Annotated in this window: 13 protein-coding genes; 6 read left to right on the forward strand and 7 right to left on the reverse strand. The window is 74.0% G+C overall.

What is annotated here, in order from left to right; translation table 11 throughout:
• Positions 1-52 precede the first annotated feature (52 nt).
• The 4 genes from yjfF to ACFW6A_RS15800 all read right to left on the reverse strand — a co-directional run bounded on the left by yjfF (position 53) and on the right by ACFW6A_RS15800 (position 4,785).
• The gene (gene yjfF / locus ACFW6A_RS15785; RefSeq protein WP_351845592.1) at positions 53-1,051 is read right to left on the reverse strand and encodes a galactofuranose ABC transporter, permease protein YjfF; all 999 of its coding nucleotides are present in this window, start codon (positions 1,049-1,051) and stop codon (positions 53-55) included.
• Positions 1,048-2,160: an ABC transporter permease gene (locus ACFW6A_RS15790; protein WP_386641059.1), complete on the reverse strand. Its 1,113-nt coding sequence runs from the start codon at positions 2,158-2,160 to the stop codon at positions 1,048-1,050. Before ACFW6A_RS15790 ends, yjfF begins: the two co-directional genes overlap by 4 nt.
• A complete protein-coding gene (locus ACFW6A_RS15795; protein WP_351845596.1) occupies positions 2,157-3,716 on the reverse strand; it encodes a sugar ABC transporter ATP-binding protein in 1,560 nt (519 codons plus the stop codon). Before ACFW6A_RS15795 ends, ACFW6A_RS15790 begins: the two co-directional genes overlap by 4 nt.
• A 67-nt stretch (positions 3,717-3,783) precedes the next feature.
• Positions 3,784-4,785 carry an ABC transporter substrate-binding protein gene (locus tag ACFW6A_RS15800; RefSeq protein WP_351845598.1) on the reverse strand — a complete coding sequence of 334 codons (1,002 nt, stop codon included), beginning with the start codon at positions 4,783-4,785 and terminating at the stop codon, positions 3,784-3,786.
• A gap of 628 nt (positions 4,786-5,413) precedes the next feature.
• On the opposite strand from ACFW6A_RS15800, the gene ACFW6A_RS15805 reads away from it, so the two are divergent.
• The 4 genes from ACFW6A_RS15805 to ACFW6A_RS15820 all read left to right on the forward strand — a co-directional run bounded on the left by ACFW6A_RS15805 (position 5,414) and on the right by ACFW6A_RS15820 (position 12,561).
• On the forward strand, positions 5,414-6,376 hold the full coding sequence (locus ACFW6A_RS15805; protein ID WP_386641062.1) for a zinc-binding dehydrogenase: 963 nt from the start codon (positions 5,414-5,416) through the stop codon (positions 6,374-6,376).
• A 521-nt stretch (positions 6,377-6,897) separates the two neighbouring features.
• Positions 6,898-9,060, forward strand: coding sequence for a glycoside hydrolase family 9 protein (locus tag ACFW6A_RS15810; RefSeq protein WP_351845602.1), 2,163 nt, complete (start codon positions 6,898-6,900; stop codon positions 9,058-9,060).
• A 129-nt stretch (positions 9,061-9,189) separates the two neighbouring features.
• On the forward strand, positions 9,190-10,113 hold the full coding sequence (ligD, locus tag ACFW6A_RS15815; RefSeq protein WP_386484289.1) for a non-homologous end-joining DNA ligase: 924 nt from the start codon (positions 9,190-9,192) through the stop codon (positions 10,111-10,113).
• 90 nt (positions 10,114-10,203) lie between these two features.
• Entirely contained in the window at positions 10,204-12,561 is a 2,358-nt protein-coding gene (locus tag ACFW6A_RS15820) for a phosphoketolase family protein (protein WP_386641065.1), read from the forward strand.
• Positions 12,562-12,591: 30 nt separating this feature from the next.
• On the opposite strand, the gene ACFW6A_RS15825 is transcribed toward ACFW6A_RS15820, so the two are convergent.
• From ACFW6A_RS15825 to ACFW6A_RS15835, 3 genes are all read right to left on the reverse strand, one after another.
• Positions 12,592-13,086, reverse strand: coding sequence for a hypothetical protein (locus ACFW6A_RS15825; protein WP_386641068.1), 495 nt, complete (start codon positions 13,084-13,086; stop codon positions 12,592-12,594).
• A complete protein-coding gene (locus ACFW6A_RS15830; protein ID WP_386641083.1) occupies positions 13,083-15,572 on the reverse strand; it encodes a molybdopterin oxidoreductase family protein in 2,490 nt (829 codons plus the stop codon). Before ACFW6A_RS15830 ends, ACFW6A_RS15825 begins: the two co-directional genes overlap by 4 nt.
• A 252-nt stretch (positions 15,573-15,824) precedes the next feature.
• Positions 15,825-16,577, reverse strand: coding sequence for an ABC transporter permease (locus tag ACFW6A_RS15835; RefSeq protein WP_351845612.1), 753 nt, complete (start codon positions 16,575-16,577; stop codon positions 15,825-15,827).
• 498 nt (positions 16,578-17,075) lie between these two features.
• On the opposite strand from ACFW6A_RS15835, the gene ACFW6A_RS15840 reads away from it, so the two are divergent.
• Both ACFW6A_RS15840 and ACFW6A_RS15845 read left to right on the forward strand, forming a co-directional pair.
• Positions 17,076-18,536 (forward strand): hypothetical protein, encoded by a 1,461-nt coding sequence (locus tag ACFW6A_RS15840; protein WP_351845614.1) that lies wholly within the window; start codon positions 17,076-17,078, stop codon positions 18,534-18,536.
• Between the two features lie 360 nt (positions 18,537-18,896).
• Positions 18,897-19,044: transposase family protein (locus ACFW6A_RS15845; RefSeq protein ID WP_386641086.1), on the forward strand; the 148-nt coding region annotated here is incomplete at its 3' end.

The raw sequence follows: 19,044 nt of genomic DNA on the forward strand, positions 1-19,044 counted from the left end.
CGCAGCGGGAAAGGGGGCGGGGAAGGACCCCCGCCCCCTCGTGGCCGGGGGTCTACTCCGCCCGTCGGGCTCCGCCGAAGAGGCGCTGGAGGAGGATGAAGACGAACAGCAGGCCGCCGATGACGATGCGGGTCCACCAGGAGCTGAGCGTGCCCTGGAAGCTGATGACGGTCTGGATCAGACCGAGGACCGTCACGCCGAGCGCGGTGCCCAGGACGAAACCGGAACCGCCGGTCAGCAGCGTCCCGCCGATCACGACGGCGGCGATGGCGTCGAGTTCCATGCCGACGGCGTGCAGGGCGTAGCCGGACAGCATGTAGAAGGTCAGCAGCAGGCCTCCGAGGGCGGAGCACAGGCCGCTCACGGCGTACACCATGACCTTGGTGCGGCCCACGGGCAGGCCCATGAGGCGGGCGGAGGACTCGTTGCCGCCCAGGGCGTAGACGGTGCGGCCGAAGCGGGTGTGGTGGAGGACGACGAAGGCGAGGACCAGCACGACCAGGGCGATGACCACGGCGGGCGAGACGAACAGGCCGCCGGGCAGCAGCACCCGGGTCTGGGCGATCCGGGTGGTCGTCGGGTCGGTGATCGAGACGGACTCGGTGCTGATCGTGTAGCAGAGGCCGCGGGCGAGGAACATGCCCGCGAGGGTGACGATGAAGGGCTGGATCTCGAAGGCGTGGATCACCCAGCCCATGAGGGCCCCGCCGCCGGCGCCGACGAGCAGGACCACCGGCACCGCGAGGGCGAGCGGCAGGCCGTTCTGTTCGACGAGCCAGGCGGTCAGCATGGTGGAGAGGGCCACCATGGAGCCGACCGAGAGGTCGATCCCGCCGGTCAGGACGACGAACGTCATGCCGATCGCCACGACGAGCAGGAAGCCGTTGTCGATGAGGACGTTGAGCAGGACCTGCGCGGAGAAGAAGCCTTCGTACCGCACGGAGCCGACCGAGAACATCGCGACCAGCAGGGTGGCCGTCACCACGAGCGGCAGCCGGGCGGCGTGGCGCGCGGAGAAGCGGTGGAGCGGCTTGGTGAGGGTGGTGCTCACGGGTGGACCTCCTGCCGGCGGGCCGTCAGGTCGCCGGCCGCGGGAGCCGGGTCGGGTGCGGTCGTCCGGCGACGGCGCGAAAGGCGCGCGCGGAACGCGGGCGACTGGGCGAGACAGACGACGATGACGACCAGGGCCTTGAAGACGAGGGTGGTCTCGGGCGGCACGCCGAGGGTGTAGATGGTGGTCGAGAGGGTCTGGATGATCAGCGCGCCCAGGACCGTCCCGCCGAGGGAGAAGCGTCCGCCGGTCAGGGCGGTGCCGCCGATGACCACGGCGAGGATCGCGTCCAGTTCGATCCACAGGCCGGCGTTGTTGCCGTCGGCGCTGGACACGTTGGAGCTGATCATCAGGCCGGCCACCGCCGCGCACACGGCGCTGACGACGTAGACCATGACCAGGAGGCCCGCGGCCCGGATGCCGACGAGCCGGCTCGCGACCGGGTTGCCGCCCACCGATTCGATGAGCATGCCGAGGGCGGTCCGCCGGGTGACGAGGGAGGTGGCGGCGACGAGGGCCGCGGCCAGGAGGACGGCGAAGGGGAGGGTGAGCCAGTAGCCGCCGCCGATCATCTTGTAGGCGCCGCTGGAGACGCTGATGATCTGGCCGTCGGTGATCAGCTGGGCCACGCCGCGCCCGGCGACCATGAGGACCAGCGTGGCGACGATGGGCTGGACGCCGAGCCGGGCGACGAGGAAGCCGTTGAGCAGGCCGATCACGGCGGCGACGCCGATCGCGACCGCGATCGCGGCCAGGACGGTGGAGAGGCTGCCGGGGTCCTCCGCGGTGGCGATGTGCTCGCAGGCGAGGGCGCCGGCGATGGCGACCGTGGAGCCGACCGAGAGGTCGATGCCCCGGGTGGCGATGACGAGGGTCATGCCGAGCGAGACCAGGATCAGGGGGGCGCCGAACTGGAGGATGTCGATCAGGCTGCCGTACAGGTGTCCGTTCTGGACGCGGACGGCGAAGAAGTCGTGGGTGAGCGCGACGTTTCCGAGCAGCAGGGCGGCCAGGGCGGCGGCGGGCCAGAACAGCCGGTGTTCGGTGAGCCGCCGGGCGCCGGGGGCCCGGGCCGGGCGCCGGGCGGCGGTGTCGTCAGGTGGTGTCATGAGGTGGCTCCGGTGGCGATGGCGCCCAGGATCCGGTCGGGCGTCAGGGTGGTGTCGTTGGGGAGGGTGGCGACGAGCCGGTGGTCGCGCAGCACGCCGACCCGGTGGCTCAGCCGCAGCACTTCCTCCAGCTCGGCGGAGATGTAGAGGACCGCCGTGCCCTCCGCGGCGAGGCGGCCGACGAGCCGCTGGATCTCCGTCTTGGCGCCGATGTCGATGCCCCGGGTGGGCTCGTCGAGGATCAGCAGCTCGGGGTCGGTGAGCAGCCACCGGGCGAGCAGCACCTTCTGCTGGTTGCCGCCGCTGAGGTTGCGGACCCGGGCCTCGGGGTCGGCCGGGCGGATGTCGAGGGCCTCGGTCCACCGGGCGGCGATCTCGTCCTGCCGGGCGCGCGAGAGGGGCCTGGTCCAGCCGCGCGCGGCCTGGAGGGCGAGCACGATGTTCTCGCGGACGGTGAGTTCGCCGATCAGGCCCTCCGCCTTGCGGTTCTCCGAGCAGAAGGCGATCTTGCGGGCGATCGCGGCGCGCGGGGAGCGCAGGACGGCGCGTTCGCCGTCGATGCGCAGTTCGCCGCCGTCGGCGTGGTCGGCTCCGAAGAGCAGCCGGGCGGCCTCGGTGCGTCCGGATCCGAGGAGTCCGGCGAGACCGATGACCTCGCCCCGGTGGACGTCCAGGTCGTACGGCTGGATGGAGCCGGACCGGGCGAGGCCGCGGGCGCTGAGGAAGGGGGTGCCTTCGGGGGCGGGGGCGGAGGTGCCGTCGTGCGAGGTCTCCGCGAGTGCGTCGAGGGTGCTCAGTTCGCTGCCGACCATGCGGTGGACCAGGGTGACGGGGGTGAGCTCGTCGATCCGGTACTCGCCTTCGAGGCGGCCGTTGCGCAGGACGGTCACCCGGTCGCACAGGTCGAAGACCTGGTCGAGGAAGTGGGTGACGAAGAGGATCGCGACGCCCCGGTCGCGGAGCCGGCGCACCAGGGCGAAGAGCTGGGCGACTTCGTCGCGGTCGAGGCTGGAGGTGGGTTCGTCGAGGACGAGGACCTTCGCCTCGACGTCCACGGCGCGGACGATCGCGACGAGTTGCTGGACGGCGAGGGAGTGCGCGCTCAGCGGGGCGCGGACGTCGAGGTCGAGCTCCAGCTCGGTGATGAGCCGCTCCGCGCGTGCGTGGAGGGCCGACCAGTGGACCAGTCCCAGGCGCCGGGGTTCGCGGCCGATGAGGATGTTCTCGGCGACCGAGAGGTTGGGGCAGAGGTTGACCTCCTGGTAGACCGTGCTGATTCCGGCGTGCTGTGCCTCCAGCGGTTCGGCGAACCGCCGGGGGCCGCCGTCGACGGAGACCGTCCCGGCGTCGGGCGGGTGGACCCCCGTGAGCACCTTGATGAGCGTCGACTTGCCGGCGCCGTTCTCGCCCATCAGCGCGTGGACCTCGCCGGGGAAGAGGCGCAGGTCCACGCCGTCGAGGGCGAGGACGCCGGGGAACGCCTTGCGGATGCCGCGGGCCTCCAGGACGGGCCGGTCGGTGCGGGTGGGGGTGCCGGGGGTGGGTGGGACGGTCATCCGCCCTCCTCTCCTGAGGGGCCGGGGGCGGCGCGGGGCCGCCTCCCGGTCGGGTGCGGGCGGTGGATCAGTACTGGCGGCCGGGCAGGGCGGCCGCGGCCTGGTCCTGGGTGAAGACGCCCTCCTCGACCTCGACCCGCCGCGGGACGTCCTCGCCCGCCGCCACCTTCTTGACGAGCTCCATGAGCTGGTCGCCGAGGAGCGGGTTGCACTCGACGACCACGTTGATCTTCTTGTCCTTCATGGCGACGAAGGCGTCCTTGATGCCGTCGACGGAGATCACCTTGATGTCGGTGCCCGGCTTCTTCCCGGCCTCCTCGATGGCCTGGATGGCGCCCAGGGCCATGTCGTCGTTGTGGGCGTACAGGACGTCGATGTCCTCGTGGGACTTGAGGAAGGCCTGCATGACCTCCTTGCCCTTGGCGCGGGTGAAGTCGCCGGTCTGGGAGGCGACGACCTTGAACTTGGGGTCGCCCTTGACGACGTCGGCGAAGCCGGCCTTGCGGTCGTTGGCGGGTGCGGAGCCGGTGGTGCCCTGGAGCTCGACGACGTTGACCGTCCCGGAACTTCCCTCGTACTCCTTCACGAGCCACTTGCCCGCTTCCTCGCCCTCCTTGACGAAGTCGGAGCCGAGGAAGGTCCGGTAGAGGGAGGTGTCCTGGGAGTCGACCGCGCGGTCGGTGAGGATCACCGGGATGCCGGCGTTCTTCGCCTCCTTGAGGACGGTGTCCCAGCCGGACTCCACCACCGGGGAGAAGGCGATGACGTCCACCTTCTGCTGGATGAAGGTGCGGATCGCCTTGATCTGGTTCTCCTGCTTCTGCTGCGCGTCGGAGAACTTCAGCTCGATGCCGGCCTTCCCGGCCGCCTCGCGCACGGACTGGGTGTTGGCGGTGCGCCATCCGCTCTCGGCTCCCACCTGGGCGAACCCGAGCACCAGCTTGCCGTCGGAGGAGCCCTTGCCGGTGCCGCCGGCTGTTCCGGCGGGCGCGGGCTCGGTGGTGCAGGCGGTGAGCACACCGCCGGTCAGGGCGACGGCGGCGAGGATGCGGAGGGTTCTGTGGGCCATGGCGTGGTTCCTCTCGGGATGTGCGTCGTACCAGGCGGGGCCCGGAAGGGGATGGGCCCGGCGCGGGCATGGCTGCGCGGCGGTGGTCGGGCTGGGCGGAGGCGGGGTGACGCGTCGGCCCCCGACGACCGGTGGGCTGCCGAACGCGACACATTGTGAGCGCTAACAGACTTGTAACTCAAGGGTTCGTACGGCCGTTACCCGTTCTTGATTCGCGGGGGTACTCCGGCGGCGGAGCGCGCCGGAGGCGCGAAAGAGCGGATTCTCAGGCCCTTTTCGAGGCCGTCTCGCCTCGTCGAACGGGGGTGGGCACCCCCGCCGGCCCGAGGTCCGGCCTGCCGTCCGCAGGCGCGGGCCGACAAGCCCGGAGAGCCTGCCGACCGAACTTTGTGAGCGTTAACAGTTTGGCCCGAGGAGCGCCCTCCGCCCGCGAAAGCCCTGCGGGCGGCGGGCGTTGACACGTCCGCGCCACGCTCCATATCGTCGCGACACAATTTCGAACAGCATCCGAGATATCGAACAGTAGGAGTCGTCCCATGTGTTCCACTCGGTCCGGCCCCCCTGGCGGCTTCCCGTGAGTCCTCGGGGGCGGGCCGTCGTCCTCGACGCCCCTGGGACGTTCCGCCTCGTGGAGCACACGCCTCGGCGGCCGGGGCCCGGCGAGGCCCGGGTGCGCGTCCACGCCGTCGGGATCTGCGACAGGGACCGCGACCTCTACCTGGGGCGCGGCCCCGTGCCGTACGCGCGCTATCCGGTCACCCCCGGCCACGAGTGGTCCGGCACCGTCACCGCCGTGGGAGAGGGCGTGCCCGCCTCCCTGATCGGCCGCAAGGTCGTGGGGGAGGGACTGCGGAACTGCGAGACCTGCGCGCCCTGCCGCGACGGCGAGACCCACCTGTGCGCCGCCGGCCGCGGGGAGACGGGATTCACCCTGCCCGGCGCCATGGCCCCCACCCTCGTCCTGCCCGTGCGCCTGCTGCACACACTGGCACCGGACGCCGACCTCACCGCCGCCGCGCTCCTCGAACCGGCCGCCTGCGCCGCCGCCGCGGTCCTCAAGGCGCGCCCCCTGCCCGGCTCGCGGGTGGCCGTCATCGGCGCCGGCACCCTCGGCCTGCTCACCGCGCAGCTCCTCGGCGCCTTCTCCCCGGACGAACTGACGGTCGTCGGCGCGAGCCCCGGCAGGGCCGACCTGTCCCGCCGCTTCGGAGCCACCGACCACCGGACCTGGGACCGCGCCTCCGGGCTCGCGGACCTCGACGCGGTGATCGACACCGCGGGCACGACGTCGAGCGCACGCGCCGCGACCTCCTTCCTGCGGCCGGGAGGACGCCTGGTCCTCGCGGGCACCCCGGCCCAGGAGGCGGAAAGGCTCGACCCCGCCGGGATCGTCGGACGGCAGCTGTCCATCGGAACCGCCTTCGGAGCCTCCTCCGGCGCCTGGTCCTACGCCGTGCGCGCCTTCTCCGCCGGGCGGCTGACACCGCTCGGGCTCCTCACGCACCGGCTGGGCATCGACGAGTTCGGCCGGGCCATGGAGCTCACGGGCAGCGGCGACCCCCGCGTCGGGAAGGTCCTGCTCCGCCCTTGAGGCCCGAAGACCCCGAGACCCGAAGACCTCGGGACCCGAAGACCCCAAGGCCCAAAGGCCCGAGAGCGCGTTCGCGGCGACGGCCATGCCGCACCGGCGGACGGCGACTCCGGGGTGCGTGGCGCTTCGGGGCACGTCGCGGTCCGAGGCGCATCACGCTCCAGGGCGCGTCGCACTTCGAGGCACAGCGCACTCCGGGGCACAGCGCACTCCGGAGTGCCGGCGGCGGACCCGCCCGCCCGGCCGCCGGCACCGGCGCCCCTCGTCGCGGTCGGGACCGTTGACGCCGGCGGCGGGCGTCACTAACGTCCGCTCCGGATCCCCGGCCCATCGACCTCCGCTCGGTCCGGCACCGTTTGGGAGCGCTCCCATGACCGCGCCCCGGCACCGCCTGCCGTGCAGGGGGCGGGCCGCGCACAGAACGAGCACCCGCCCGTCCGAGAGGCGCCGAGCTCTCCACCGGCTCGCGCCGCCTCCGGCTTCTCCCTCCGACGCCCCACGACACCCCGTAGGAGCCGCACATGCCCCCCACCCCGTCCCCGTTATCCGGCCGCTCCCCGCGCCTCTCCGCCGTGCTCCTCGCGGGCGCGCTCCTCCTCGGCGGGCTCGCGACCGCTCCGGCCGCCGCGAGCCCGGCCGCCGCGGCGGCGACCACGGCCGTACGCGTCAACCAGGTCGGCTACCTGCCCGACGGACCGAAGCGCGCCACCGTCGTCACCACGGCGACGCAGGCGCTCGGCTGGCAGCTGCGGAACGCGTCCGGGACGGTGGTCGCCTCCGGCTCCACCGTCCCGCGCGGCGCGGACGCCCCCTCCGGCCAGTCCGTCCAGGTGGCGGACTTCTCCTCGCACCGGCAGACGGGCGACGGATACGTCCTGACCGTGGACGGCAGCAGCAGCGTCCCCTTCGACATCCGCGCGAACCTCTACGACACGCTGCGCTCCGACTCGATGGCGTTCTTCCACCACCAGCGCAGCGGCATCGCGATCGACGCCTCCCTGGTGGGTCCCGCCTACGCCCGCCCGGCCGGACACCTCGGCGTCGCGCCCAACAAGGGCGACACCTCCGTCCCCTGCCAGGCCGGCGTGTGCGACTACACCCGGGACGTCAGGGGCGGCTGGTACGACGCCGGGGACCACGGCAAGTACGTGGTCAACGGCGGCCTCTCCGTCTGGCTGCTCGTCAACTCCTTCGAGCGGGCCGCGCGGACGGGCGGGGAGGCGGCGCTGGGCGACTCCACCCTTCGCGTCCCCGAACGGGGCAACGGCATGCCCGACGTCCTCGACGAGGCGCGGTGGGAGCTCGACTTCCTCATGCGGATGCAGGTGCCCGACGGCAAGCCGTACGCAGGCATGGCGTTCCACAAGATCCACGACGCGGCCTGGACCGGCATGCCGACGCGTCCCGAACAGGACGCCCAGCCGCGCGAACTGCACCGCCCCTCCACGGCGGCCACCCTCAACCTCGCGGCGGCCGCCGCGCAGTGCGCCCGGGTCTTCCGGCCGTACGACTCCGCCTACGCCGACCGCTGTCTGTCGGCCGCCCGCAAGGCCTGGAGCGCCGCGAAGGCCAACCCGGCCCTGTACGCCCCGGACTCCGACAGCACGGGCGGCGGGGCGTACGGCGACACGCGGGTCACCGACGAGTTCTACTGGGCCGCCGCCGAGCTGTACGCGGCCACCGGCGAGAGCGCCTACCGGGACGCGGTCACCTCCTCGCCCTGGCACACCTCCGCCGACGCCCTCGGCCCGTACGGCTTCGGCTGGGCGGACACCGCCGCGCTCGGCCGCCTCGTCCTGGCCACCGTCCCCCACGGGCTGCCCGCCGCCGACACGGCCCGGATCCGCTCCTCGGTGACCGCCGCGGCCGACGGCTACCTCTCCCGGATGGCCGCCCAGGGGTACGCCGTGCCCGTCCCCGCGGACGGCTACTTCTGGGGCTCGAACGGCGAGGTCGCCAACGACGCGATCGTCATGGCCGTCGCCGGGGAGCTGACCGGCGACGCGCGCTACCGCGCCGGCGCCCTGGAGACCATGGACTACCTGCTGGGCCGCAACGCCCTCGGCATCTCCTACGTCACCGGCCACGGCGAGGCGTCCGCGCAGAACCAGCACCACCGCTTCTGGGCGCACCAGCTGGACGCCTCGCTGCCCCACCCGCCGGCCGGCTCGCTCGCGGGCGGTCCCAACAGCGGGCTCCAGGACCCGGTGGCCCAGGAGAGGCTGCGCGGCTGCGCCCCCGCCGCCTGCTACGTCGACCACATCGACTCGTACTCGACCAACGAGGTGGCGGTCAACTGGAACGCCCCGCTGGCCTGGCTCGCCGCCTACGCCGCCGAACGGACCTCCACCGGCGGCGAACCGCCCGCCGCCGCCTGCGCGGTGACCTACGCGGTGAGCAACGTCTGGAGCACCGGCTTCACCGCGGACGTCACCGTCCGGAACACCGGTGCGACGGCCGTGGACGGATGGCAGCTGGCCTGGAGCCAGCCGGACGGCCAGCGCGTCACGAGCGCGTGGAACGCCACCGTCACCCAGAGCGGCACCTCCGTCCGTGCCCGTCCCGCCGACTGGAACCGGACGATCGCCCCCGGCGCGGCCGTGAGCTTCGGAATCCAGGGGACCCACACCGGCTCGGCCCCCTCCCCCACGGCCTTCGCGCTCGACGGGAGCGCCTGCGGCTGACCGCGGGCCGAGGGGCCGGGCCCACCGCCGCGGCCCCTCGGCGCGCATGGATGCCGGCGGCCCGGGAACACGCCCCCACAGCCCCTCCCACGCCGCCGGCACGCGGCCCCGTACCGGGAAAGAGGATCCATGACCGCCACGTACAAGGTCCGGGCGGGCCGGCGCACGGTGCCCGTCAGCCGTCCGGAGAAGGTGCTCTTCCCGGACGACGGCATCACCAAGGCCGATCTCGCCGCCTACTACCGCGCCGTCGCCCCGCGGATGCTGCCGCACCTGCGGGGACGCCCCCTCATGCTGGAGCGCCATCCGGGCGGGATCGGCGGCCGGGGCTTCATGCAGAAGGACGTGCCCGGCCACTTCCCGGACTGGGTCCACCGCGTCGAGCTGCCGAAGGAGGGCGGCACCGTCACGTACGTGCTGTGCGAGGACGCGGCCACCCTCGTCCTGCTCGCCGACCAGGGCTGCGTCACCCTGCACCGGTGGCTGTCCCGGGCCGACCGCCCCGACCACCCGGACCGGCTGGTCTTCGACCTCGACCCGCCGGACGACGACTTCGGCCGCGTGCGGGAGGCCGCGCACCGCCTCCACGAGCTGCTGGACGAGGTGGGACTGCCGGCCCTGCCGATGACCACCGGCTCGCGCGGACTGCACGTCGTCGTCCCGCTCGACCGGAGCCTGCCCTTCGACGGGGTGCGCGCCTTCGCCGCCGACCTCGCCGGCGTGCTCGCCGACCGTCACCCGGACCGGCTCACCACCGAGGTCCGCAAGAAGGACCGGGGCGACCGGCTGTACCTCGACATCCAGCGCAACGGGTACGGGCAGACCGCCGTCGCGCCGTACGCGGTCCGCTCCCGGCCCGGCGCCCCCGTCGCGGCCCCCCTCGCCTGGGACGACCTGGAGGATCCGGACCTCGGGGCGCGCCGCTGGACCCTCGCCGACGCGGACGCGCTCCTGGAGGACGACCCGTGGAGCCCCGCGCCGCGCCCCCGCTCGCTCACCGCGGCGGCGGAGCGGCTGCGCCGGCTCGGTCCCCGCCCCGCCGCGCAGCGGTAGCGTCCGGCGCGCCCGTACGCCCCCCGATTGAGCGGTGCCGGGCGGGGCAGGCGCCCCCACGAAGCCTCTCCCCAGTCCCCCGGAGGTGCCGTGACCCCGCCCGCGCAGCCCCGGCCCGAAGGGCCCGGCCCCTACATCCGAGCGGCCGACTACGTCGCCGCGGCCCTGATCTTCCTCCAGGACAACGTCCTGCTCACCGAAGCCCTGCGGCCCGAACACGTGAAGCCGAGGCTGCTGGGCCACTGGGGCTCCTGCCCCGGCATCACCCTGGTCCACTCGGCCCTCAACACCCTGGTCCGCCGGCGCGGCGCCGACGTCCTGCTGGTCACCGGCCCCGGCCACGGCGCGCCCGCCGTCCACGCCAACCTGTGGCTGGAGGGCACCCACGAGCGCCACGATCCCGCGCTGGCCAGGACGGAAGCCGGACTGCGGGAGCTGGCGCGCCGCTACTGCGCCCCCGACGGCTTCCCCAGCCACCTCTCCCCCGCGGTGCCCGGCACCCTGCACGAGGGCGGGGAGCTCGGCTACGCCCTCTCGACGGCGGTGGGGGCCGCGCTGGACGCCCCCGACCGGATCGTGGCGTGCGTGGTGGGAGACGGGGAGGCGGAGACGGGCCCCACCGCGGGCGCCTGGCACTCCACCAAGTTCCTCGATCCGGTGACCTGCGGAGCGGTCCTGCCCGTGCTCCACCTGAACGGTTACAAGATCTCCTCGCCGACGCTCTTCGCGACGATGACGGACGCGGAGCTCACCGACCTGTTCCGCGGCTACGGCTGGGACCCGCGCCTCGTGGACGAGACCGGGCCCGCGCCCGGAGCCGCCCTCACCGCCGCCGTGCTCGACGCCCACGACGCCATCCGGGAGCTCCAGCGCGGGGCCCGCGCCGGCGACCTCCCCGTGCATCCCGCCTGGCCGATGATCGTGCTGCGCAGCCCCAAGGGGGCCGGTGCGCCGGCCGAGGTCGGGGGCACGCCCCTCGAGGGCACCTTCCACGCCCATCAGGTCCCCCTCCCCCGCGCCCGCGAGGACCGGACGCAGCGGGAGGCCCTGGAGTCCTGGCTCCTCTCGTACCGGCCCCGGGAACTGTTCGACGAGGAGGGGCGGCCGGTTCCGGAAGTCCTCGCCGGGCTGCCGCGGCCGGACGCCCTGATCGGCGCCCAGCCCGCCGCGAACGGAGGACGGCTGCGCCGGCCGCTCCCGCTCCCGTCGCTCGACGCCCACGCCGTCGCGCTCGCCGGGGGTCCGGGGTCCGCGACGGCGAGCCCCACCCGGGTCCTGGGCGGCTGGCTGGCGGAGCTGATGGAGGCGACGGCCGGGCGGCGCGACTTCCGGATCGTCTCCCCCGACGAGCTGGCGTCCAACAAGCTCGACGCGGTCCTGGCGGCCAGCGGCCGCGCGTACGTCTGGCCGGTCGAGGAGTACGCCGAGGACCTGGCCCGGGACGGCCGGGTGATGGAGACGCTGTCCGAGCACAACTGCCAGGGATGGCTCCAGGGGTACCTGCTCTCCGGCCGCCACGGCCTCTTCCCCACCTACGAGGCCTTCGCCTCGATCGTCGACGGCATGGTCAACCAGTACGCGAAGTGGCTGAAGATGTCCCGGGAGGTTCCCTGGCGGGAGCCGGTCAGCAGCCTCACCCACCTCCTCACCAGCGAGGGATGGCGCCAGGAGCACAACGGCTACAGCCACCAGGGCCCCGGGTTCATCAGCAACCTGCTCGACCGCAAGTCCACCGTCACCGGCGTCTACCTGCCTCCCGACGCCAACACCCTGCTGGTCACGATGGAGCGCCTGCTCGACGAGACCGGGAAGGTCAACGCCGTCGTCGCCGGCAAGCACGACGCCGCCCAGTGGCTCGGTCTCGACGCCGCCCGCGAGCACTGCCGGGCGGGCGCTTCCGCGTGGGAGTGGGCCGGCACCGCGGACGGCGGGCCCGCCGAGGCCGTCCTGGCCTGCGCCGGCGGCATCCCCACCGTGGAGTCGCTGGCCGCCGCCGACCTGCTGCGGCGCGACCTTCCCGACGCCCGCGTCCGCTTCGTCAACATCGTCGACCTGTGCGCCCTCGCCCCGCCGGACCGCCACCCCCACGGCATGTCGCCGGAGCGCTTCCACGACCTGTTCGGCGAGGACACCCCGGTGGTCGTCGACTTCCACGGCTACCCCTCGGCCGTGCACCAGCTCCTGCACGGCCGCCCCCGTCCCGACCGCTTCCACGTCCGCGGCTACGTCGAAGAGGGCACGACCACCACCCCGTACGACCTCCTCGCCCTCAACGGGACCACCCGCCACGACCTCGCCCGCACGCTCCTGCGCCACCTGGACCGGCCCTCCGGCTCCGTCCGGCGGCTCGCCGACCGCTACGCGCGCCACCGCGACGAGCTCCGGCGCGAACTGCGCCGCACCGGGGTGGACCCCGCCGAGATCACCGAGTGGAGGTGGCCGGGATGACGGGCGCCGTCCCCGGCGCGGCCGGCCTGCTCACGGACTCGAAAGGAGCTGGGGCGAGAGGTTCTTGATCATGGTGTTGGTCCAGCGGATCTGCCGCAGGGTCCTGGGGTGACAGGCCGAGGCGAGGGCGAGGGCCCCGTCGTCGCGGGTCGCCTGGGCGACCTGGGCGAGCATCTCCCAGTACAGGGAGTTCTCCGTGGCCCGCAGATGCAGATCGCGCAGGTCGCGCAGGAGCAGCGGGCCGGGCTCCGGGCGGCGCCCCACGGCCTCGGCGGCCTTCTCCCCGAGCGTGGTGAGGAACCCCGGGGCGGAGCCGCTCCGGTGCGGTGCGGCGAGGTCAAAGCCGTGGTGCCGGGCCGTCCGCGCCACGCGCTCCACGTGCTCGCGCGACCAGGCCGCGAGGTCGGTGGCCACGTGGTGGACCTCGTGTTCGGCCGAGTGGCGCTCGGCCACCGCGAGGAGCTCCTCCGCGAGGTCCTGTTCGCCGTGGTGGATCGCGCGCAGGACGAGTTCGGTGCCGTTCATCCGTCGCTCCCTTCGCCGTCGCTCCGGTCCGGGCCGGCCGTCTCGGTCACCCGGGCCGCCGGGCCTCCTTCGGTGGCGGGGGCGTCCTCGGGACGGTGGGGGGCGGAGGCGGTGGTCGTGGGCGCGGCGGACGTCTCGCCGTGGGCGCGTTCGAGGAGCCGCAGGGCGGCCGCGGCGGTCTTGAACAGCGGCTGCTTCGAGACCGGGTCCCAGTCGGTGACGGTGGTCTCGTTCGCGGCGCGGCCCGGGGTGGTGGCGTCGGGGGCGTGCCCCGCCGGGGTGTCCCAGTAGCCGTAGTGGAACGGGACGAAGAGCAGCCCCGGCCGTATGTCGGTGATCCTGAGCCGGGCGTGGAGGAGTCCCCTGGGGGTCGCCACCTCCATGAGGTCCCCCTCGTGCGCGTCGAGGGAGCGGGCGTCCCCTGCGGACGCCTCGACCCACACGTCCGGGGCGGCGGCGTTCAGCTGGGGCGCCCGGCCGGTCTTCGTCCGGGTGTGGAAGTGGTACAGCGTGCGGCCGGTGGTGAGCTGGAAGGGGTACGCGTCGCCGGGCTCCTCGTGGGGCGGCAGGTACTCGGCCGCCTTCAGGACGGCCTTGCCGTCGGGGTTCAGCGAGCGGTACTCCACGGCTTCGACGCTCGCCCCGGTGACGAGGTCCTTCCCGTAGGACTCGCACGCGTCCGGGTGCGCCCAGGTGATGCCCGCCCCGTACAGGCGCGGGGTGCCTTCGGGGGCCCGGTCGTGGCAGGGCCACTGGACGCCGCTGCCGCCGCGCAGTCGGGCGTGGCTCAGGCCCGTGTAGTCGCACGGCCGGCCCGCGCTGCAGCGTTTCCACGCCTCGAAGGCGGACTCCGGATCGTGCCAGGTGACCAGCGGGGCGCCGTCCTTGTCGCGGAAGTCCATGCGCCGGGCGTAGTCGAGGAAGATGTCGAGGTCGGGCCGTGCCTCGCCCGGGGGTTCGACGGCCTTGTCGGAGAGGTGGACGGTCCGGTCGGCGTTGGTGAAGGTGCCGGTCTTCTCGCCCCAGGTCGCCGCGGGCAGGACGACGTCGGCGAGCTGGGCGGTCTCGGTCGGGAACAGGTCCTGGGCGACGACGAAGAGGCGGTCCCGGGCGAGGATCGAGCGGATGCGGGAGAGTTCGGGCAGGGAGACGGCCGGGTTGGTGCCGCTGATCCACAGCATGCGCAGCGAGCCCTGCTCGGCGTAGCGGAACATCTGCATCGCGTGCGTGGGAGGGCCGTAGTGCGGGATGGTCCCCGGGTCGACGTTCCACACCCGGGCCAGGTCGGCGACGTGCTCGTCGTTCTGCCAGTTGCGGAAGCCCGGCAGGTCGCCGTCGGCGCCGCACTCGCGGGTGTTCTGGGCGGTGGGCTGCCCGTTCATCTGGAGGACCCCCGCGCCGGGCCGGCCCAGCATGCCGCGGATGAGGTGCAGGTTGTTGACCTGTACGGCCGCCGCGGTCGCCTGGTGGGACTGGTACACGCCCTGCAGCACGGTGGACAGGAGCCGGTCCGCCGTCCCCAGGACCTCCGCGGCTTCCTCGATGCGGGCGGCCGGCACGTCGCAGATGTCCGCGGCCCACCGCGGTGTGCAGGAGGCGAGGCGGGCCTTCAGCTCGTCGAAGCCGACGGTGCGGGCCTCGATGTACGCGGTGTCGGTGCGGCCGGTGCGGACGATCTCGTGTAGGAGGGCGTTCAGCAGGGCGACGTTCGTCCCCGCGCGCGGAGCGAGATGGACCGAGGCCCTGCGCGCCACCGGGGTCGGGCGGGGGTCCACGCACACCAGCCGGGGCGGGTCGGCGCCCTCCAGCCGGTCCAGGATCCGCATCCACTGGACCGGCTGGGTCTCGGCGAGGTTGTGTCCGAACAGGGCGATGACGTCCGCGTGGTCGATGTCGTCGTAGCTTCCCGGCTGCCCGTCGCAGCCGAAAAACTCCTTCAGCGCCTCGGCCGCCGTCGAGGTGCACAGCCGCGTGTTGCCGTCCAGGTGGGGGGTGCCGATGCCGGCCCGGGCGAGCACCGCGAGGGTGTAGTACTCCTCCAGGAAGAGCTGCCCGGAGGTGTAGAAGCCGATCGATCCCGGCCCGCGCTCCTCCAGCAGCTGTCGGGAGCGGGAGACGATCCGGTCCATCGCGGTGCCCCAGTCCGTCTCCACGAGCCGCCCGTCCTCACGGACCAGGGGGCGCGTCAGCCGGTCCTTCGCGGCGTTGGCCTGCCAGCCGAAGAGGTCCTTGGGGCCGAGGCGGCCGTGGTTGACCCGGTCGACGGCCCTTCCCCGTACGCCGACGATGCGGCCGCCCTTGACCGCGATGTCCATGGCGTCGCCGTCGGAATGCAGGATCGAGGCGGCCTGTACCCACCGGTCCACCGCCTCCGGCGCGATCCCGTCCGCCAGGTAGGTGTCCACGCGGGCGGGCCACGGGCGGTGGCGGTCGTACGGCGTACGGCCGCCCCAAGGTCGCGCGATCCTGTCCACCGAATCCTGAATGCCGCCTCCCGGACTCGCGACGATCGCCGGCAGCACCGCGAGTACCCGCCCCGCCCGGGGCTGACACGTCCCGCCCTCCCCGCGTTCCCCTGCCCCCGTGACGGCTCGCGCGTTCACGGGGAGCGCGCGGGCCGGGGGCGCGCTGCCAATCGCGCTCGGACGGGCCCCTGGCGCGCTCGGCCCTCGGGTTCGCGATCACGGCCCCGCCTGGGGCGCCTCGTGCGCCCCGGCCCTCCGCCGTCTTCGACCGGGTCACCCCGTCCCGGCCGCCCGGCGCACCCGGCCGCGCGCGACGAGCTCCAGGGTGAGGGCGGTGGCGACGGCCTGTACGAGGAGGAGCGCGACGAGGACGAACAGCTGCACCGCGCCCGCCTGAAGGGGCGAGGCGCCGCCGAGCAGCATGCCGACGAAGGCGCCGGGCAGGGTGACCAGCCCCACCGTGCGCGTCTGGTCCAGGCCGGGGAGCAGCGCGTCGGCGGCGGCCGGGCGGGCCACCTCCATGCGCGCGTCGCGGTCCGTCAGCCCGAGGGCGAGCGCGGCCTCCACCTCGCCGTGCCGCGTGGCGAGTTCGTCGAGGGCGCGGCGTCCGGCCAGCACGGTGGCGGTGAGCGCGCCGCCGATGAGGATGCCGGCGATCGGGACGAGGGCGATGCCCCGGGGCGGCAGCACTCCGGTGAGGAGGAGGGCGGCGAGGACCGGGAGGACGCCCGCCGCGATGGGGAGGCCCACCCAGGGCCAGGAGCGGCCGGGGGCCGGGACGACGCGCCGGCCGGCCGTGCGGACGGCCACCGCGTACATCAGGAGGAGGAAACAGAGCAGGAGCGGGAGCGCCCGGACGACCCAGCCGATCAGGAGGGAGACGGCGACGAGTTGTACGGTCGCGCGGGCTCCGGCGAAGAGGGTGTCGCGGGCGGGGGCGAGCCGGGCGACCGCGACCACTGTCGCCGCGAGGCCGAGAAGGACGGCCAGGAGCACCCCGAAAGCGACGTTCACGTGGAGGAGCACGGCCCCACCCTAGGCCGGGCCCGCCTCCGCCTCAGCCGTCCCGGAACGACACCCGCGCCCGCCTCGCCGGGGGCCGGGCATCTCCTCGGCCCGGCCCGGCGTCACCCGTGCCTCCCGTGTTGCGCGCGTGCTGCGGAAACGTGAACAGCGTGAACAAGCCGTGGCGGGCGGCGGCGAAGGGGTCCGCGGCGCGCGGGCGACGGCTAGCGTCCCGGTCAGAGCCGTTCCGGGGGCCACCCCCACACGGAACAGAAGCCCGGACCGCACCACCGGACCCGGCCCACCGGCCCGAGCCACTGGACCCGCACCACCGGCCCGAGCCCGCACCACCGGCCCCGCACCACCGGACCCGGCCCACCGGCCGCACGCGCCCGCACCGCCGCGCTCCACGGCCGCTCCGGTTCCACCCGCACCGCCGCGCTCCGCAGCCGCTCCCGGACCCACCCGTGCCGTCGCGCCCGCGGCGGTGCCCTTCCCCTCCAGTCCCGAGGACCCCCGATGCCGTTCTCCCTGCCCGCGGGCGGGCGCCTCACCGTGCTCGCCCTGTCCCTCGCCGTGGCCCTCGGCGCCACCGGTCTCGGCGCTCCCGCCTCGGCCGCCGACCCGGTGTCCCCGTACGGCCCGCAGGCCCCGCGGAACCCGGCCACGGCGGCCAACGGCGCCGCGACCATGCACGGCGACAGCGCCTCCAGCGGCACCACGCCCTACCCGGGGCCGGGGACGGGCGCCGTCGCCTCCTCCCGTACCGCGCTCGCCTCGGCCTGCCCCACCGTGGTCGTGGGCAGCGACGGCTACCCGCTCGCCCTGTGCACCACGATCTTCGGGCAGACGCCGACCGTCCATCTGCTCGACCCCGCCACCGGAGCCGATCTCGCCTCGCTGGCCCTGCCGAAGGGCAGCCTCTTCGGAGGCGTCTACACCTACCTGGACCACGCCGACCGGCTGGTCGTCGTCGACGGGAACGACAACCTGCTGCGCATCGGCCACCGCCGTACCGACTCCGGCTGGGAACTGCGCGTCGACCAGTCCACCCCCCTCGGCGACGCCGTCCCCGCGGGGGACGACATCGTCGGCCTGACCCCCGACTGGGACGGCAGGGTCTGGTTCGCGACCAGCGGCGGCGTGATCGGGACCGTCGACACCGGCACCGGGGCGGTGCGCACCATCGCCACCGGCGAAGGCGTCCAGAACAGCATCTCCACCGTCCCCGGCCGCACCGCCGTCGCCACCGACCACGCCCTCTACCTCCTGTCGGCCGGTCCCGACGGCACCCCGGTCGTGGAGTGGCGGGCCCCCTACGACCGGGGCCCGGCCCGCAAGCCCGGCCAGCTCAGCTGGGGCACGGGCACCACCCCGAGCTTCTTCGGACCGCAGAACGGCACGGAGTACGTCACCATCGTCGACAACGCCGACCCGCACGGGAACCTGCTTGTCTACCGGGTGGCCGGCGGCCCGGAGCCGATCTGCCGGATCCCCGTGCTCACCCAGTACGCCCGCAGCGGCACCGAGGACGCCGTCATCGCCTCCGGCCGCAGCGTCTTCGTCACCAACACCTACGGCTACCCGTACCCGGCGCTGCCCGAGGGCGCTCCGGCGAGCCAACCCTCCTCCGCGAACTTCGACGGCGGTCTCAGCCGCGTCGACGTCGACGCCGACGGGACGGGCTGCTCGGTGGTGTGGAACAGCACGGTGAAGTCCGCCGCGCTGCCCCGGCTCTCCCTGGCCGACGGGAAGATCTACACCGTCTCCGTGACCGGGCCGACCGGCAGCGCCGGCCTCAACACCTTCGCCCAGTACCACCACTCCGTCCTCGACCCGGCCACCGGCGCCCAGCTCAACAGCTCCTACCTGGGCATCGGGCTGATCTACAACCCGCTCCAGATGCGGGGGACGGCGGCCCCCGACGGCACCCTCTACCAGGGCACCGAGACCGGGGTGGTGCGCATCTCCAGGCGCTGACCCGCCGGCCGGACGATCCCGGACCGCGATCGAGGAAACGGTCCCGCGCGTCGGCGTCTCCTGACAGGCGCACCGCCCGTGAAGAGCGACGCTCTGCGAGGCTCCCTCGTCGTGGGAGCCCTCGCCCTCCTCTGCTCCGTCCTGTCCGCCCTGCCGGCGACCGCCGACCACGGGAGCCGCGAGCCGCCGTCGCTCTGCCTCTACCGGGGCGCCGGCGGCACCGCCGCCGTCAGCGGCTCCGGCTGGGACGACAAGGCCCCTAAAGGGTGTTGCAGAAGGCTCAGTTCTGGGCATTTTCCCTGTATGGGCGGGGTGCTGCGGGCTGAGTCGGTGTGGGTGGAGACGTTCACGGGCTTGCGGATGGATCGGTTCGCGAAGCTGGTGAAGGCGGTGCGCGAACGAGGCGGGAACGCACCCGGTGGTGGCCGGCCATGGTGTCTGCCGCTGCCGGACCGGGTGCTGCTGGTGGCCGTGTACTACCGCACGAACCTCACGATGCGGCAGCTTG

The sequence above is a fragment of the Streptomyces sp. NPDC058758 genome, assembly GCF_042746075.1.
Taxonomy (GTDB): domain Bacteria; phylum Actinomycetota; class Actinomycetes; order Streptomycetales; family Streptomycetaceae; genus Streptomyces.

What these genes read in the sequence shown, in the direction of transcription:
- ligD (WP_386484289.1), top strand. Translation starts at nt 9,190, where the DNA reads ATGACCGCCACGTACAAGGTCCGGGCGGGCCGGCGCACGGTGCCCGTC.
- ACFW6A_RS15825 (WP_386641068.1), bottom strand. Translation starts at nt 13,086, where the DNA reads ATGAACGGCACCGAACTCGTCCTGCGCGCGATCCACCACGGCGAACAG.
- ACFW6A_RS15795 (WP_351845596.1), bottom strand. Translation starts at nt 3,716, where the DNA reads ATGACCGTCCCACCCACCCCCGGCACCCCCACCCGCACCGACCGGCCC.
- ACFW6A_RS15810 (WP_351845602.1), top strand. Translation starts at nt 6,898, where the DNA reads ATGCCCCCCACCCCGTCCCCGTTATCCGGCCGCTCCCCGCGCCTCTCC.
- ACFW6A_RS15800 (WP_351845598.1), bottom strand. Translation starts at nt 4,785, where the DNA reads ATGGCCCACAGAACCCTCCGCATCCTCGCCGCCGTCGCCCTGACCGGC.
- ACFW6A_RS15840 (WP_351845614.1), top strand. Translation starts at nt 17,076, where the DNA reads ATGCCGTTCTCCCTGCCCGCGGGCGGGCGCCTCACCGTGCTCGCCCTG.
- ACFW6A_RS15790 (WP_386641059.1), bottom strand. Translation starts at nt 2,160, where the DNA reads ATGACACCACCTGACGACACCGCCGCCCGGCGCCCGGCCCGGGCCCCC.